The following is a 15,582-nucleotide window of genomic DNA, read 5'->3' as shown; positions in this document are numbered from 1 at the left end:
CTTCGCTCGCAATGACGGATTGAGGCAGGACTTAGTTGGAGACCTTCTTCTCGTAGCCCTCGAGGATGTCGTTGAAGTAGGGCGCGATCGGGAAGGCCTTGGCGTTCTTGCTGAGATCGGCCGGGGTCACGTCGGTGAAGAGCTTGTCCCAGGCAGCCTTGTCGAGCTTGCCTTCAAGGTTCTTGGCGTCGATGCCCGGATACCAGTTGAACTTCTTGACGATGCCGTCGGCCTGGACCTGGGGGCTGGTGGCGAGCGCGATGAACTCTTCCGCCAGCTTCTTCTGCGCCGATTTGCCGGGCACTGCGTAATACATCGGCTGGCCGGGCATGCCGGGCGAGGCGAGCTTGAGCTTCATGTTCGGCGGCAGCTTGCCGTCGGCCTGCCAGGAATAGAACATGTCGACCCAGACCGGGCCGATCGCGATCTCGCCGCGGTTCAGCATGTCGAGCGTGCCGGCATTGCCGGGGGTGATGACGGCGTTCTTGTTGAAATCCTTCAGCTCGGCGAAAGCCTTGTCCCACTTGGTCTTCTCGGCCGGATCATAGGGCCCCTTGATCAGCTTGTCGGCATCGCCGCCGAACGCATAGACCCAGCCGGCGACGAAGGAGACGCCGGACATGCCGCCCTTGATGCCGTTATAGCCGAACTGCTTCGGGTTCTTCTTGGCCCATTCGGCCAGCTCGGCGAAGGTCGCCGGCGGCGTCTTGACCATGTCGGCGTTGTAGGCGAGCGCCGTCTGCGACTGGAACATCGGGATCACGTAACCGGACACGTCGGTGCCGAGCGCATTGCTGGCGGACTCGCTGGTGGCGAGCTTGGCGGTGGCGACATTGGCCGTGTATTTGTCGAGCAGCCCGTCCTTGACCATCTGGCCGGCGGCCTTCTGGTGGATCACCACGACGTCGAAATCGGTCGTCGCGGCGCCCTTCTGGGCGTCGAGCTTCTCGAGGATCTTCTGCGAGCCGGAGTCGCCGGCGCCGGTGCCGACCGAAACCACCTTCACGCCGGGGTGGCTCTTCTCGAACATCGGCCCGAGGAAGTCCTTCACATAGTCGACCATGTTCTGGTCGCCGGCGGAGGCGACGTTGAGCGTCTGCGCCGAAAGCGGTGAGGCCGCGATCAGCGCGGCAAGCGAGCAGGCCAACGTGAGAATGCGCATGTGTCGGTTTCCTGTCAGGCGGCGATCCCGGCCTCGGATGCCGGGAAGATGTGAAGGCGCTGCAGCGGAATGCGCAGCCCGATTTGGGTTCCGAGTTCGTGACGGCCGACATCGTCGACCGTGATCTGGCGGCCAGCGGCCTCGACCTTGTAGCGATAGACACCGCCGGGATAGGCGCGGGCCGCGATCAGGCCGGGCACGACGAGATCGCCGCCCGCAGCCGGCGCATCGAGCGCACCGAGGCTTGCGACATCGTCGCGGAAATAGGCCAGCGTCGCTCCGGTGGGCAGCTTTGCCGCCGCCTCGCCGTCGAGCGTCGCGTGAGCCTCGCCGGCGGTAACGGAGGCCCGCCCCTCGCCGCGCTCGACGACCAGCGGCAGCACGTTTTCTGCGCCCATGAAGTTCGCGACGAAGGCGCTGGCCGGGCGGTCATAGACCTCTTCCGGCGTGCCGACCTGCGCGACCCGGCCGGCCTGCATGATGACCAGCCGGTCGGCCATCGTCATCGCCTCCTCGCGGTCATGCGTGACATGGACGGCGGTCAGGCCGAGCCGCTGCTGAATGGCGCGGATCTCGTGGCGCATCACCATGCGAATCTTGGCGTCGAGATTGGATAGCGGCTCGTCGAGCAACAGGATGCCGGGGTCGATCGCGAGCGCCCGGCCGAGCGCGACGCGTTGGCGCTGGCCGCCCGACAGGGCCGTGACCTTGCGGTCCTCGTAGCCGGCAAGCCCAAGGAAACCGAGCATCTGCGAGACCTTGGCGGCGATCTCAGCCTTCGACTTGCCCCGCAGCTTGAGGCCGTAGCCGATATTCTGCAGCACGGTCATATGCGGCCAGAGCGCATAGGACTGGAAGACCATCGCCATGCCGCGTTTTTCCGGCGGCAGGCCGGCGACATCCCGACCCGCGACGACGATCGAGCCGGCTTCGACCGGGACGAAGCCCGAGAGCGCACGCAGCAGCGTGGTCTTGCCACAACCGGACGAACCGAGCAGGGCCGTGAAACTTCCAGGCGCGAAATCGAGATCGACGCCGTGCAACACGCGGTTGCCGGCATAGGCTACCTGAAGACCGCGCACGGCAATCGCCGAGCCACTGCCCGTCTTGGCTTGCGTTACCGGCTGCAAGGCGCCACTCCCCGATTTCCTCGCCGTCGGCAATTTGGAATATTTCTTCCATTGCCGATCCATTTGATACAAACATTGCATCGGCGCCCGCCTATGTGCAAGGGATTTGTGAAGCTCCGATGACAGCGACGATTCATTCGGTCTGGCTGATGCCGACGGCGGCGGACGAAATCCTGCTCAAAGGCATTGTGACAGAGCTTTCGACGCGCTTCGGGACGCCTGTCTTCGCGCCGCATCTGACGGTGCTCGGCGACAGCGAGACTTCGACCGCCGAGCTCGAAGCCGCGATCCAAGCGGCGGCTGGAGAGGTTGCGGGCTTTGCCGAGCCGGTTGCTGCCATCGAGACCAGCACGGCCTATTTCCAGTCGTTCTATGCGCGCTTTGCCGTGGCTCCGGCGCTGGTCCGGCTGAAACAATCGCTCGATCCGCAGGGCCTCGATCGCTTCATGCCGCATGTCTCGCTGCTCTACGGGCCAGTGAAGGCTTCCGCGAAGGCGGCTGCGGCGCAAGAGATCGGCGAACGGCTTGGCGGCCGGACCATCCGTTTCGACAGACTCTGCCTGGTCAGTTCGAGCCAACACATCCCGATCGAGCAGTGGCGCGTGGTCGCGACCGCGCCGCTGCGCGGTGTGTGAGAACGCCTCCACCGTCATTGCGAGCGCAGCGAAGCAATCCAGGGGATCACCTTCGACGGTTCAGCCCCGTACTCCTGGATTGCTTCGCTGCGCTCGCAATGACGGCCAGCCTGCGGCCGCTACTCCCCCGTCAGCTCGCGGTTGCGGCGGCTGACTTCCTCGCTGTAGCGCTTGATCGCATGCGCCTCGCTGAGGATGCCGACGAGGCGTCGGCTGTCGCGGTCGGCGACCACCGGCAGCGCCTCGCTTTCGGCCTCGTCGAAAAGCTTCAGCGTGTCCCGCACCGACATGTTGGAAAGCAGCATCTTGTCGGGATTGCGCAGCAGGTCGCGGATCGTGCGGGGCTTTGGCGTATCCGCATTGCCGTCCAGCGCGAGGTCGGGATCGTAGAGCGCGCCGGGCGGCACCATGCCGGCATAGGCGTCGCCCTTGCCGATGGCGACGAGGTAGTTGGTCGAGCCCGGCGGATATTTCAGCCGCGCCTCGGCGATCGAGGCGTCGGCGTCGATCTTGGGTACTTCAAGGCGCATCATGCTGCCGGCGGTGAGGTCGCGGATCCAGCCGACGTCATAGGCGCCGCGAATGCTCTCCCCGCGCAGATGGAAGCGCCAGGTCGCGAAGGAGTAGCCGAAGAGCCTGCGGGTGACCAGCGAGGCCGCGCCGGCCGCGCCCATCACCGCCAGAGTGAGCTTGAGGTCGCCTGTCATCTCCAGCGCGAGCAGCGCCATGGTCATCGGCCCGCCGACGACCGAGACCGCGAGAGAACTCATGCCGACGAGCGCGAACAGGGTCTGGTGGGCCGCGACATCGGGGAAGGCCAGCGCCAGCAGCCCCGCGAAAAGCCGCCCCGTCAGGACGCCGAGCAGCAGCGAGGCGAAGAACAGGCCGCCGCGAAACCCGGCACCGATCGAGACCGAGGATGCGAGCGCCTTGGTGAACAGCACGAGCGCCAGCAACCCGAGACCCGCATCGGCTCCGATAAAGAGATTGATTGCGCCATGCCCCGCGGAAAAGACAGAAGGGCTCCAGATCGCGAGCCCGCCGACGACGAGGCCGCCGAAGGCCGGGCGGAGATAGCTGGGGATGCGCGAGCGCCTGAAACCGGCCTCGACGAATGCGGCGGCGCGCATCACCACGATCCCGACCAGACCGCAGGCGCAGCCCAGAAGAACGACAAGCGGCAGATCCGCGATGGTGATCTGGCCGATCGGCGGAACTTCCATCGCCAGCAACGCCGGCGAGATCAGGTCATGCGTCACCGTCGCCATGAAGGTCGCGGCCATCACCGGCACGAAGACCGCAATGGAATAGCTGCCGAGAATGAGTTCGAACGCATAGAAGGCGCCGGTCAGGGGCGCGTTGAAAGCGGCGCCGATCGCACCGCCGGCGGCACAGCCGACGATCAGCCGCATATCCGCGCGGCGCAGCCTCAGGCGGCGGCCGAGATGGGACGCAAAACCCGACGCCGCCTGGGTGTATCCGGCTTCCAGCCCCACGGAGGCTCCCGAACCGCTGGAGCCGATGGTCTGCAGCGCAAGCACGATGCTGTCGCGCATCGACATGCGGCCGCCATGCAGGGCGTTGGCTTCGATCGGGTCGATCGGCGCGCTGCGGCGGCGGAACAGGGACCAGGTGGAAAGGCCGATGACCAGCCCGCCGACGACCGGCCCTGCCAGCGCCCGTACCGGCGGGATACCGTCCGACACGGAGAGATGCTCGCCGCGCGCGATCCCGAAGATCAGTTCATGCAACGCCTGCGTCGCCATCGACATCGCGACCACGACGATGCCCGCCATGATGCCGACCAGCGAGGCGAGGATGACGATCCCGATCTCGTTCGAGCGGATGAAGGCGCGCAAGCCCCTCTGCGGCAGGTCGGCCGGCGCGGGGCTGGAGTCTGGAGGTGGGACCGTGATCACAGCAGTTCGCCCGGAATGCAGGGTCTCGATTGGACCCGCCGTTCGCACATCCCCGCAGCCGGAACAAGGCGAAGCGACGCCCTGCATCAAAATCGTCGTCAGTCCGTCGGCTGTGGCTCAGTTCCGTTTGGATGTCGCTTGTTCCATGTGCTGTGCGCATAGCAGCGGCGATCTATGCGCGATTGCTTGTCATGATTCCAAGGTAGACCGTCCAGACGACTGTGGTGCCGGTGGGCGCCGAAGCGACGAGATCCGCTATGCCTCTTTCCTCGCCGAGCCGCCGCCAGTTCCTGTCCTCGACCGGGATGATGCTGCTCATCGCATCCGCCCCGATGGCTCGTGCGGCCGAGCACTCCGGCGCGCTGCCGTGGAAGCCCTTCGCGGCCTTGCCGCCCGAGACCTTGCCCGGCGGGCGGTGGTACGTCTTCACGCCGGAAGAAGCTCGCACCGTCGAAGCCATCGTCGACCGGATCGTGCCGTCCGACGATCTGAGCATCGGCGGCAAGGAGGCCGGCTGCGCCAGCTTCATCGACCGTCAACTCGCCGGCAGCTACGGCACGTCGGACCGGCTCTACACGCAGGGACCGTTCGTGGCCGGCCTGCCGACCCAGGGTTACCAGGGCAGCATGGCGCCGACGACGCGCTATCGCGAAGGGCTCGATGCGCTGAACAAGCACACGCGGGCCAAGCTCGGCGGCAAGGCGTTCTTCGATCTTGCCGCGGCCGACCAGGACCAGGTGCTGAAGGATTTCGAGGGCGGCAAGGTCGAATACAAGGCCGCGACCGGGTTCTTCAATCTGCTGTTGCAGAACACGATGGAGGGCTTCTTCGCCGACCCGATCTATGGCGGCAACAAGGACATGGCCGGCTGGAGGTTCATCGGCTTCCCCGGCGCCCGCTACGATTACCGCGACTATGTCACGGCCCATAACAAGCCCTTCCCGCTGCCGCCGCTTTCGATCGGCGGCCGGCCGGAATGGAAGACCGGCAGCCGGTAAGCGGAGCAAACGAGATGGTCAAAAAACTGCCCCGCAAGGATGCCGTGATCATCGGCCTCGGCTGGACCGGCGCGATCCTCGGCCATGAGCTGACCGATGCCGGCCTCGATGTCGTCGCGATCGAGCGCGGACCCTGGCGAGATACGGCGACCGACTTCAACCTCGCCTATGCGCCCGACGAGCTGCGCTACGCCGTCCGCAAGGACCTGTTCCTGCAGCCGGCGCAGGAGGCGATGACGATGCGCAACAACGTCTCGCAAACGGCGCTGCCGATGCGGGATTACGGCTCGTTCCTGCCGGGCAACGGCGTCGGCGGCGCCGGCACCCATTGGAACGGCCAGACCTGGCGCTTTTTCCCGAGCGATTTCAGGCTGAAATCGCATCTGACCGAGCGCTACGGTGCGGAGCGCATTCAGGACCTCCAGGTTCAGGACTGGGGCGTCACCTATGACGAGCTCGAGGCCAGCTTCGACCGCTTCGAGTATCTTTGCGGCATCTCGGGCAAGGCCGGCAATCTGAACGGGGCGATGCAGAGCGGCGGCAACCCCTTCGAGGGGCCGCGCAAGCGCGACTATCCGCTGCCGCCGATGCAGATGACCTATGCGCCGACGCTCTTTGCGGAAGCCGCGCGGGCGAAAGGGTGGCACCCCTTCCCGACCCCCTCGGCCAATCTGTCGCAAGGGTATGTCAACCCGCTCGGCATCGCCATGGGCCAATGCACCTTCTGCGGCCATTGCGAGCGCTTCGGCTGCGCGAACTACTCCAAGTCGAGCGCGCACACGACCGTGCTGCCGGTGCTGATGCGCAAGTCTAATTTCGAGGCGCGCACCGAATGCGAGGTGCTGAAGATCAATCTCTCAGCCGACGGCAAGAGCGCCACCGGCGTGACCTATATAGACGTCAATGGAGAGCTTTTCGAGCAGCCGGCCGACATGGTGCTGCTCAACGCCTACGGGCTGTTCAATGTCCGGCTGATGCTGCTGTCCGGCATCGGCAAACCCTATGATCCCTCGACCGGCGAAGGCGTGGTCGGCCGCAACTACTGCTACCAGACCAATGCCGGCACGCAGGTGTTCTTCGAGGGCAAGCACATCAATCCGTTCATCGCGTCCGGCTCGCTGGGGCAATCCGTCGACGACTTCAACGGCGACTCCTTCGACCATGGCGCGCTGGATTTTGTCGGCGGCGCAGGCCTCAACTGCATCCCGACCAACGGACGGCCGATCCAGTACCGCCCCGTGCCGCCGGGCACGCCGCGCTGGGGCTCCGACTGGAAGAAGGCGACGAAGCAGTACTACAACAACACGCTGACCTTCTCTTCGCAGGGCTCTTCCTACGCCACGCGCGGCAATTATCTCGACCTCGACCCGACCTATAAGGACCGGTTCGGGCGCCCGTTGCTGCGCATGACGTTCGACTTCCCCGACAACGACATCCGCATGTCGAACTACGTCAGCGACCGGATGAAAGAGATCGCCGACCAGCTCGGCGGCAAGCAGTCGGTGGTCGCGCGGCTGCAGAAGGGCTGGAATTCCGTGCCCTATCAGAGCACGCACAACACCGGCGGCGCCATCATGGGCACCGACCCCAAGACCAGCGCCGTTAACCGCCATCTCCAGGCCTGGGACGTGCCCAACGTCTTTGCGATCGGCGCGTCGGCCTTTCCGCAGAATGCCGGCAAGAACCCGACCGGGCCGGTCGGCGCGCTCGCCTTCTGGGCAGCGGATTCGATCCGCAACCACTATCTCAAGAACCCCGGCAAGCTGGTGGAAGCATGAAGAAGGCAGCGTTTTTCGCCGGCCTCGCGGCCGCCACCCTGCTCGGCACGACGAGCTTCGCTTCCGATCTGTACGATCGGATCGAAGCCGGTCGCTATCAGGCGGTGCTCGGGGATTGCGCGGCGTGTCACTCCAAGCCCGGCGGCAAGCCCTTCGCGGGTGGCGAGGCGCTGGAAACGCCGTTCGGCAAGCTCGTGCCGTCCAACATCACGCCCGATCCGGAAACCGGGATCGGCACCTGGAGCTATGAGGATTTTCGCGGCGCGATCAAGCGCGGCGTCGGCAAGGACGGCAAGCGGCTCTATCCAGCGATGCCTTACCCGGCCTATTCCTCGATGAAGGAGTCCGACGTCGCCGATCTCTGGGCCTATTTCCAGAAGGTCGAGCCGGTGAACAACCGTGTCGTCTCGAACCAGCTGCCCTTCCCCTTCAGCATCCGCACGGTGATGGCGGGCTGGAACCTGCTGAACTTCGCGCCAAAGGAGTTCGCTGCCGATGCCAACAAATCGGCCGAGTGGAATCGCGGCGCATACCTCGTCAACGGCGCTGGCCATTGCGGGACCTGCCACACGCCGAAAAACCTCACGGGCGCCGACAAGGGCGGCGAGTTCCTGCGCGGCGGCAATCTGCAGGGCTGGTTCGCGCCGAGCCTGACCAACGACGCGCACAAAGGCATCGGCAGCTGGTCGAACGAGGATATCGTCGCCTATCTCAAGACCGGCGCGAACCGCTTCGACATCGCTTCGGGCCCGATGGCGGAGGCCGTCGCCCAATCGACGAGCAAATGGAGCGATGTCGACCTCAACGCCGTCGCGACCTACCTCAAGGACATCAAGGACGACGGTACGGCGGCCCCGAGGCCCATCGCCGCCGACGATCAGGCGATGGTGACCGGTAAGGCTGTCTATATCGACCGGTGTTCCGGCTGCCATGTCTCGTCCGGCCAGGGCCAGCCCTCGCTCTTCCCGACGCTGGCCAAGGCGCCCGTCGTCAACAGCACCGACCCGAGCTCGTTGATCCGGGTGGTCCTGGCCGGTAGCCAGGCCGTCGGTACGGCCGAAAAGCCGACCACGCCGGCGATGCCGGCTTTCGACTGGAACCTCGACGACGCGGCGGTGGCGAATGTCGTGACCTATGTCCGCAACAGTTGGGGCAATGCAGCGCCCGCCGTGACGGCCGGGCAGGTCAAGGATCTCCGAGCGAGCTTGCGGAAATAGCCGGCGGCGGCGTCGCCGCTTACGCGATCGGAACCGGCGGCCCGGCTTTCACGCTGTCCGTCGCCACGAAGCTGCGGCCGTATATCTCGGCCATAGCTGCCTTTCCGATGTTGCGCAGCATCCTCGCTTTTGCAGCGCCTTTTGAGTCGGCTTTGCAGTATTCATTCGCGCACCGACATGCCGAGGCGCTCATGCTGCTGCTCAACACCCATCCCGATTATCGCACCGCTCTCGATCCGCGCGACCTTGCGACGCTCGGGCCGGCGGGAGCCGAGGCCATCTCCCGCCATCTCGCCACGCGCACGGGCCACGCGCCGACACCGCTTCATGCGTTGCCCGGGCTGGCCGCGGCCTTGGGGATCGGCGCGCTGCTCATCAAGGACGAGGGGCAGCGGCTCGGCCTCGGTAGCTTCAAGGCGCTGGGCGGTGCCTATGCCGTAATCCGTCTCGTGCTCGAGGAGGCATCCCGGCGGCTGGGTCGTACGCTCGACGATGCCGAAATCGGGGAGCCGGCTGTCCGTGATGCCGCGGCTGCGATGATTTTCGCCTGCGCGACCGACGGCAACCATGGCCGCTCCGTCGCGCAAGGGGCCGGGCTCGTCGGCGCCCGGTCGGTGATCTTCGTCCATGGCGGCGTGAGCGAAGAGCGGATCGCGGCGATCGCAGGTTTCGGCGCCGAGATCAGGCGCGTCGCCGGGACCTATGATGATTCCGTCGTCGAGGCGGCGCGTGTCGCCTCCGAGCAGGGCTGGACGGTCGTGTCCGACACCTCCTGGGAAGGTTATGAGCGCATCCCCGGGCTGGTGATGCAGGGCTATACCGCAATCGCCAGCGAGGCCTTCGCGCAGATGAGCGAACGGCCGAGCCATGTCTTCGTGCAGGCCGGCGTCGGCGGCATCGCAGCGGCGCTGGCCGCACAGATGGCGACGCATTACGGCGAAAACCGGCCGATCTTCGTCGTGGTCGAGCCCGATCGGGCGGCTTGCGTATTCGAGGCGGCCAGACAGGGGTGGCCGGTGCGGATCGCGCATGGCACCGCGACCGTGATGGCGATGCTGGAGTGCTACGAGCCCTCGCCCCTCGCGCTGAGAGTGCTTTACCGGGCCGCCGACGCCTTCATGACCGCGACCGACGACGATGCCGTCGAGGCGATGAACCGGCTGGCGCGGCCGACTTCGGGCGATCCCGCGATCGTCTCCGGCGAAAGCGGAGCGGCCGGACTGGCCGGGCTGCTGGCGGCGCTGCGCGACCCCGCCGCTAAAGCGGCGTTGCGACTGGATGACCGTTCGCGCGTGTTGCTGGTCAATACGGAAGGCGCGACGGACCCTGCCCGCTATGCCACGCTCGTCGGCGCATCCGCTGCACAGGTGCTCACCGGCGCCGCATGAGCGAAGCGCGCCATCCGCTCTTGCCCCCCGCTCTTGCCCCGCCTCGCCCCGGCATCGTAGCAGGGGCGCGCGGCCGCGCAGGACCGCGCGGAGGCGCCCTATGAAGCTTCGTCCCGATACGCTGGCGATGACGGCCGTCCTTGCCATGCTGACGGCGCTGGGGCCGCTTTCGACCGATTTTTATCTGCCGTCGCTGCCCGAGATCGTCCGCGTGATGGGCACGGACGTGGCCGGCGCACAGGCGACATTGTCCTCCTTCCTGTTCGGCTTCGCCGCCGGGCAGATCGTCTGGGGGCCGCTCTCCGACCGCGTCGGCCGCAAGCCGATCCTGCTCGCGGGACTGGCGCTGTTTGCGCTCGCGACGCTGGCTTGCGCCTTTGCGCCCTCGATCGAGGCGTTGACGGGAGCCCGCGCCCTGCAGGCGCTCGGCGCTTCTGGCCCGATCGTACTCGGGCGCGCCATGGTGCGCGATCTCTATGAGGGGCCCCGCGCCGGCAAGGAGCTGGCGCGGATGGGCATGATCATGGGCGTGGTGCCGGCGATCGCGCCGGTCCTCGGCGGCGTGCTTCAGATCGCGTTCGGCTGGCGCTCGACCTTTTTGGCCTCGCTCGTCTTCGCGCTGGCGCTCGCGGTCGTCATCATCGCGGTGATGCCGGAGACGCTGCGGCAGCGCTCGCCGCAGCCGCTATCCCTCCCGGCGGTCTTTCGTGGCTATGGCGTGCTGCTGCAGAACCGCGCCTTCCGCGTCTATGTCGCGCTGACGGCGCTGGCCTATGCCGGGCTGTTCGCCTTCATCTCCGGCTCGTCCTTCGTCCTCAGCGGCATCTACGGCCTGACGCCGGTGCAGTACGGGTTTTCGTTCGCTTTCGGCGTACTCGGCTTCATCGCCGGGACGATCCTGGCGCAGCGCCTTGTCGGTTCGCGCGGCATGGACGGGGTCATCGGGCTCGGCGTTCTCCTGCTGGCGCTCGGCGGGCTGGCCATGCTCGGCAGCATCGCCACAGGCGCCGGCGGCGCGCTCGGCATCGTCTTGTCCTGGTCAATCTACGCCTGCGGGGTCGGGCTCACCCTGCCGCAGGCGCAGGCTTCGGCGATGATGCCGTTTCCCGACCGGGCCGGCGCGGCCTCCTCCTTCAACGGGCTCTGCCAGATGCTGCTTTCGGCCTGTGTCGGACTGCTCGTCGGACATTTGCTGAAGGGTGCGGCCCTGCCGCTGCCGCTGGTCATGTCGGCACTGGGCGTCACCGCCTTCGTCACCTTCAAGCTCAGCGCCGGCATCAGGGCCGCCAGGCGCTGACGATCAGCCGCCGAAAAGCCGCTCCAGGAAGTTCTTCTCCTGCGGCGGGGGCGGCACCCAGGCCCTGTCGCCGCTCGACGGCGCCTCGTTCGGCTGGCGCGCATCGGCGACCGGCGCGCCTGTATCGAGCGGCCTTGGTGCGCCCTGCCAGAAGCCACCGGGCAGCGGGATCGGCTGCGAGCCGGCATGGGCGGCCTTCATGTACTTGCCCCAGATCTCGCCGGGCAGGCCGCTGCCGGTGACGCGCCTCATGTTGGAGTTGTCGTCGTTGCCGACCCAGACGGCAGTGACGAGCTTGGCGGTGAAGCCGACGAACCAGGCATCGCGGAAATCCTGCGTCGTGCCGGACTTGCCGCCGACCTGCCAGCCGGGAATGTTGAACTTGCTGCCGGTGCCGCCGTTCATCACGCCGTTGAACATGGTGTCCATCATCGCCAGCTGCTGCGGCTGGATGACCTGGCCGAGGCCGCCCGCCTTGCGTGCGTAGACCACCTTGCCGTTGGTCTGGCGCACTTCCCGAATGACATAGGGCAGCACGGATTGTCCGCCATTGGCGAAGGTGGCGTAGGCCGCCGTCATCTCCAGCGGGGTCACCTCGGACGTCCCCAGCGCCAGCGACAGATTCGGCTGCAATGCGGATGAGATGCCGAGCCGCTGGGCGGTGCGGACGACCTCCTTCGGCGTGACCTCCTGGATCAGCCGCGCCGCGACCGTGTTGAGCGAGTGCTGCATTGCCGTCGCCAGCGTCACCGGCCCGCGATAGCTGCGCGAATAGTTCTCAGGCTCCCACCCCTTGATCGAGACCGGGGCGTCGTCGCGGATGGTGTCGGGCGTCAGGCCCTTGTCCATCGCGGTCAGGTAGACGAAGGGCTTGAAGGAGGAGCCGGGCTGCCGGCGCGCGGACGTGGCGCGATTGAACTGGCTCTTGGTGTAATCGCGGCCGCCGATGAGCGCGCGGATGGCACCGTCCGGTGCCAGCGAAACGACAGCACCCTGCGAGGCGTGGAGCTTGGAACCTTGGGCCGAGAGCGCATCGACCAGCGTGGTCTCGGCCGAGGATTGAAGCCGGGAATCGATCGTGGTCAGCACCGTAACGTCACCCTCGACCGCCCCGATGAAGTCATCGAGCACATCCATGACGTAATCGGCGGCATAGTTGACCGAGCCCGCGCCGGTGCGTTCGGGCACTTCGGCCGGCGCGGTCAGCGCCGTCTTGGCGGCGTCCTGCGTGATGAAGCCCTGATCGACCATCGCGGCGATGACGAGCTGGGCGCGCTTTTCGGCGAGATCGGGGTTGCGGTTGGGCGCCAGCCGCGACGGAGCCTGGACGAGGCCGGCCAGCATCGCCGCCTCCGCGATCGTCACCGAGCGCGCCGATTTGTTGAAGTAGCGCTGCGCCGCAGCCTCGACGCCATAGGCGCCCGAGCCGAAATAAACGCGGTTGAGATAGAGTTCGAGGATCTGGTCCTTGCTGTAGGTCCGCTCCAGCCACAGCGCGAGAATGGCCTCCTGAATCTTGCGGGAGGCGGTCCGCTCCTGCGTGAGGAAAAGGTTCTTGGCGAGCTGCTGAGTCAGCGTCGAGCCGCCCTGGACACCGCCGCGGCGGCGCAGATTGTTGACGACGGCGCGCGCCAGACCGACGGGATCGATGCCGAAATGGTCGTAGAACCGCCGGTCCTCGATCGCCACGAACGCCTTGGGCAGATAGGGCGGGACTTCGCCGATGGTGATGGTGCGCCCGCCTGTCTCGCCGCGATTGGCGAGGAGCGAGCCGTCGGCGGCGAGGATCGCGATGTTCGGTGGCCGTTTCGGTACGGTCAGCTGGCTGATCGGCGGCAGCTGCGAGGCGTAATAGGCGACGATGCCGCCGAGCCCAATCACGCACCAGATGCCAAGCACCATCGTCCAGTAGATCAGGCCGCCGAAGAGCGAGCGGCGGCGCCTGCGGCGCTTGCCACCGTTTTTGCCGCCGCCACCACCACCATTGCCGCTACGCTTAGGGGGAGGATTGCGCAGTTGCCGCTCTGGCTCGGGCCTGGCAGGCGCGGCGCGAAAGGGGGTCGTGCGATCGTCTGCTGAAAGGCGCATGTCACCGTCGTCGCGGCTTGCGCCGCGCTCAAAGCCAAAGGAGGGCTCGCGCCGCTCGCCTCGTGAAGTCCGGTCGTTCATCCCGTCCCGTTCGCCATCAGAACATCTGAAACGGACTTGCCGACCGGGTTTGCCCACCCGTCGGATCCGGCTCCAGCCGCCCTTTGGGCAGCCAGGTCAGAGGGGATTTAAACATGGCGCTTTTAAGGGTTCGTAAAGCCTGGTTCGCGGCATGGTTGCCACAGACGTCGCGCGAACGTGATCGATCTTGCAAATCCGCAATGTGGACATGGCCGGCCTCGGATATTGCGCAAAATCGCCGGGCCTGCCACGAAGCGGCCAGGAAACGCGCAGGACACGATCCACCGCCTTCTGCAACTGAGGATTTTTGATGCTGACTTCCCTTAATCGCTACCAGCCGCAGGTTCTGGCCCTGCTGCGGATCGTTACCGCGTTGCTCTTTCTCGCCCATGGCGTGCAGAAGCTGTTCGGCTTCCCGGCTCCCCCCGCCGGTGGCGGCCTGCCCCCCGCGATGACCTTCTTCTGGTTCGCGGGTGTCATCGAGCTGGTCGGCGGCCTGCTCGTGCTCGTCGGCTTCCAGACCCGAATCGTCGCCTTCATCCTGTCCGGCCAGATGGCTGTCGCCTACTGGATGGCGCATGCGCCGAAGAGCCCCTTCCCCGTGCTGAACGGCGGCGACGCGGCGATCCTGTTCTGCTTCGTCTTCCTTTATCTCGTCTTCGCCGGTGCCGGCGCCTTCGCGATCGATCGGCACAGCCGCATCTGACGCGGCGAGATCAGCCCTGAATCAAAAAGGCCCGCTTCCTCACGGAAGCGGGCCTTTTTTGTCGAATATCGGCTGCCGGATCAGACGGCGGCGGAAATCCAGCGCGAGAGATCGCTCTTGGGGGCGGCGCCGACCTTCTGCGAGGCGAGCTTGCCGTCCTTGAACAGCATCAGCGTGGGGATCGAGCGGATGCCGAACTGCGCCGGGATCTGCTGATTCTCGTCGACGTTCATCTTGACAATCTTGACCTTGCCGTTGAGCTCGGTCGCGATCTCCTCGAGCGCCGGGCCGATCATACGGCAGGGGCCGCACCATTCGGCCCAGAAATCGACGACGACCGGCTCGGTCGACTTCAGCACATCGGCCTCGAAGCTCTGGTCGGTTACCTTGTTGGTGGCCATGGCTGGCGCCTTTCGATTTGCAGCGGACGGCAGGGCCGCCCTTCGCCAGCGAAGCTATGAACGCCTGCCGCTTCGGTCAAGGCGCGTGGCCCGCAGGGCGGAGGCGCAAGGCGCGACGGTCATGACCCGCCGGACACCAGGCTCGCCCCGACATTGATGCCGAACGCCAGGATCGAGGTGTTGAAGAGGAAGGCGAGGATCGAGTGCAACAGCACCACGCCGCGCGCCTGGCGCGTCGTCACGCCGACATCCGAGGTCTGCGAGGTGCAGCCGACCGTGTAGGAGAAATACAGGAAGTCGAGATAGTTCGGGTCGCCTTCGCCGGGGAAATCGAGGCAAGGCTCCTTCCCGCCGCCGCGATAATAGCTGCCGGCATAGTGCATCGTAAAAAAGGCGTGCAGCAGCGTCCAGGAGCACAGCACGGTGACGCCGCCCAGCGCGAGGTGCATCCATTTCTGGTCGGCCGGAACAGTCGAGAGCCCGGCGAACTGCACCGCGATGGCAACAAGGCTCATCGTGACGGCCAAGCTGGCGATGATCAGGATCGCAAGGGCGCCTTCGTCCTGCTGCTCGGCGCGCGCCCGGATCTGGTCGGTGGTCTCCGTGAACATCGTGGTCGAAAGCAGCACGAGATAGAGGATCGCGCCAGCGTTCCAGGCGACCAGCAGGCGCGTGGCCCAGCGCCAGTCTCCCGGCAACAGCAGCGCCAGAACAGCCAGCGCACCCAACGCAATCAACAGTCGGGGGCGCACCAGCAGCGAGCGGGGAAACAGTCTCATGGC

General features: G+C 66.3%; 13 protein-coding genes. 7 read left to right on the top strand and 6 right to left on the bottom strand.

Annotation, left to right across the window (positions count from 1 at the left end):
* Positions 1–31 precede the first annotated feature (31 nt).
* Together AC1DR6_RS14215 and AC1DR6_RS14210 are read right to left on the bottom strand one after the other, a co-directional pair.
* Positions 32–1,162, bottom strand: a complete 1,131-nt coding sequence (locus AC1DR6_RS14215) for an ABC transporter substrate-binding protein (protein WP_476829888.1) — start codon at positions 1,160–1,162, stop codon at positions 32–34.
* 14 nt (positions 1,163–1,176) lie between these two features.
* Complete coding sequence (locus tag AC1DR6_RS14210) at positions 1,177–2,292, bottom strand: ABC transporter ATP-binding protein (RefSeq protein ID WP_476829887.1); 1,116 nt, start codon at positions 2,290–2,292, stop codon at positions 1,177–1,179.
* Positions 2,293–2,411: 119 nt separating this feature from the next.
* Here AC1DR6_RS14210 and AC1DR6_RS14205 point away from each other — a divergent pair, with 119 nt between their 5' ends.
* The gene (locus AC1DR6_RS14205; protein WP_476829886.1) at positions 2,412–2,927 is read left to right on the top strand and encodes a 2'-5' RNA ligase family protein; all 516 of its coding nucleotides are present in this window, start codon (positions 2,412–2,414) and stop codon (positions 2,925–2,927) included.
* Between the two features lie 119 nt (positions 2,928–3,046).
* Here AC1DR6_RS14205 and AC1DR6_RS14200 read toward each other — a convergent pair whose 3' ends face one another.
* Entirely contained in the window at positions 3,047–4,786 is a 1,740-nt protein-coding gene (locus tag AC1DR6_RS14200; RefSeq protein ID WP_476829885.1) for a chloride channel protein, read from the bottom strand.
* Positions 4,787–5,103: 317 nt separating this feature from the next.
* Between AC1DR6_RS14200 and AC1DR6_RS14195 the strand changes: the two genes are divergently transcribed.
* From AC1DR6_RS14195 to AC1DR6_RS14175, 5 genes are all read left to right on the top strand, one after another.
* Positions 5,104–5,844, top strand: coding sequence for a gluconate 2-dehydrogenase subunit 3 family protein (locus AC1DR6_RS14195; protein WP_476829884.1), 741 nt, complete (start codon positions 5,104–5,106; stop codon positions 5,842–5,844).
* A 14-nt stretch (positions 5,845–5,858) separates the two neighbouring features.
* Positions 5,859–7,622 carry a GMC family oxidoreductase gene (locus AC1DR6_RS14190; protein WP_476829883.1) on the top strand — a complete coding sequence of 588 codons (1,764 nt, stop codon included), beginning with the start codon at positions 5,859–5,861 and terminating at the stop codon, positions 7,620–7,622.
* Positions 7,619–8,839: a c-type cytochrome gene (locus tag AC1DR6_RS14185; protein ID WP_476829882.1), complete on the top strand. Its 1,221-nt coding sequence runs from the start codon at positions 7,619–7,621 to the stop codon at positions 8,837–8,839. The genes AC1DR6_RS14190 and AC1DR6_RS14185 overlap by 4 nt, the downstream gene beginning before the upstream one ends.
* Before the next feature lie 191 nt (positions 8,840–9,030).
* Positions 9,031–10,227 carry a diaminopropionate ammonia-lyase gene (locus AC1DR6_RS14180; RefSeq protein WP_476829881.1) on the top strand — a complete coding sequence of 399 codons (1,197 nt, stop codon included), beginning with the start codon at positions 9,031–9,033 and terminating at the stop codon, positions 10,225–10,227.
* A gap of 100 nt (positions 10,228–10,327) precedes the next feature.
* Positions 10,328–11,524, top strand: coding sequence for a multidrug effflux MFS transporter (locus tag AC1DR6_RS14175; protein ID WP_476829880.1), 1,197 nt, complete (start codon positions 10,328–10,330; stop codon positions 11,522–11,524).
* Between the two features lie 3 nt (positions 11,525–11,527).
* Here the strand turns inward: AC1DR6_RS14175 and AC1DR6_RS14170 are convergent, their stop codons facing one another.
* Complete coding sequence (locus AC1DR6_RS14170) at positions 11,528–13,693, bottom strand: transglycosylase domain-containing protein (RefSeq protein ID WP_476829879.1); 2,166 nt, start codon at positions 13,691–13,693, stop codon at positions 11,528–11,530.
* A gap of 310 nt (positions 13,694–14,003) precedes the next feature.
* Here AC1DR6_RS14170 and AC1DR6_RS14165 point away from each other — a divergent pair, with 310 nt between their 5' ends.
* Entirely contained in the window at positions 14,004–14,399 is a 396-nt protein-coding gene (locus AC1DR6_RS14165; RefSeq protein WP_476829878.1) for a DoxX family protein, read from the top strand.
* 80 nt (positions 14,400–14,479) lie between these two features.
* Here AC1DR6_RS14165 and trxA read toward each other — a convergent pair whose 3' ends face one another.
* Positions 14,480–14,833 (bottom strand): thioredoxin, encoded by a 354-nt coding sequence (trxA, locus tag AC1DR6_RS14160; RefSeq protein ID WP_476829975.1) that lies wholly within the window; start codon positions 14,831–14,833, stop codon positions 14,480–14,482.
* Between the two features lie 86 nt (positions 14,834–14,919).
* Complete coding sequence (locus AC1DR6_RS14155) at positions 14,920–15,579, bottom strand: DUF1345 domain-containing protein (protein WP_476829877.1); 660 nt, start codon at positions 15,577–15,579, stop codon at positions 14,920–14,922.
* Between the last annotated feature and the right edge of the window lie 3 nt (positions 15,580–15,582).

This window comes from Allobosea sp. P5_A5 (assembly GCF_056400625.1).
The sequence above is the reverse complement of the archived record's forward strand: the minus strand, read 5'-3'. Positions and strand labels throughout refer to the sequence as shown.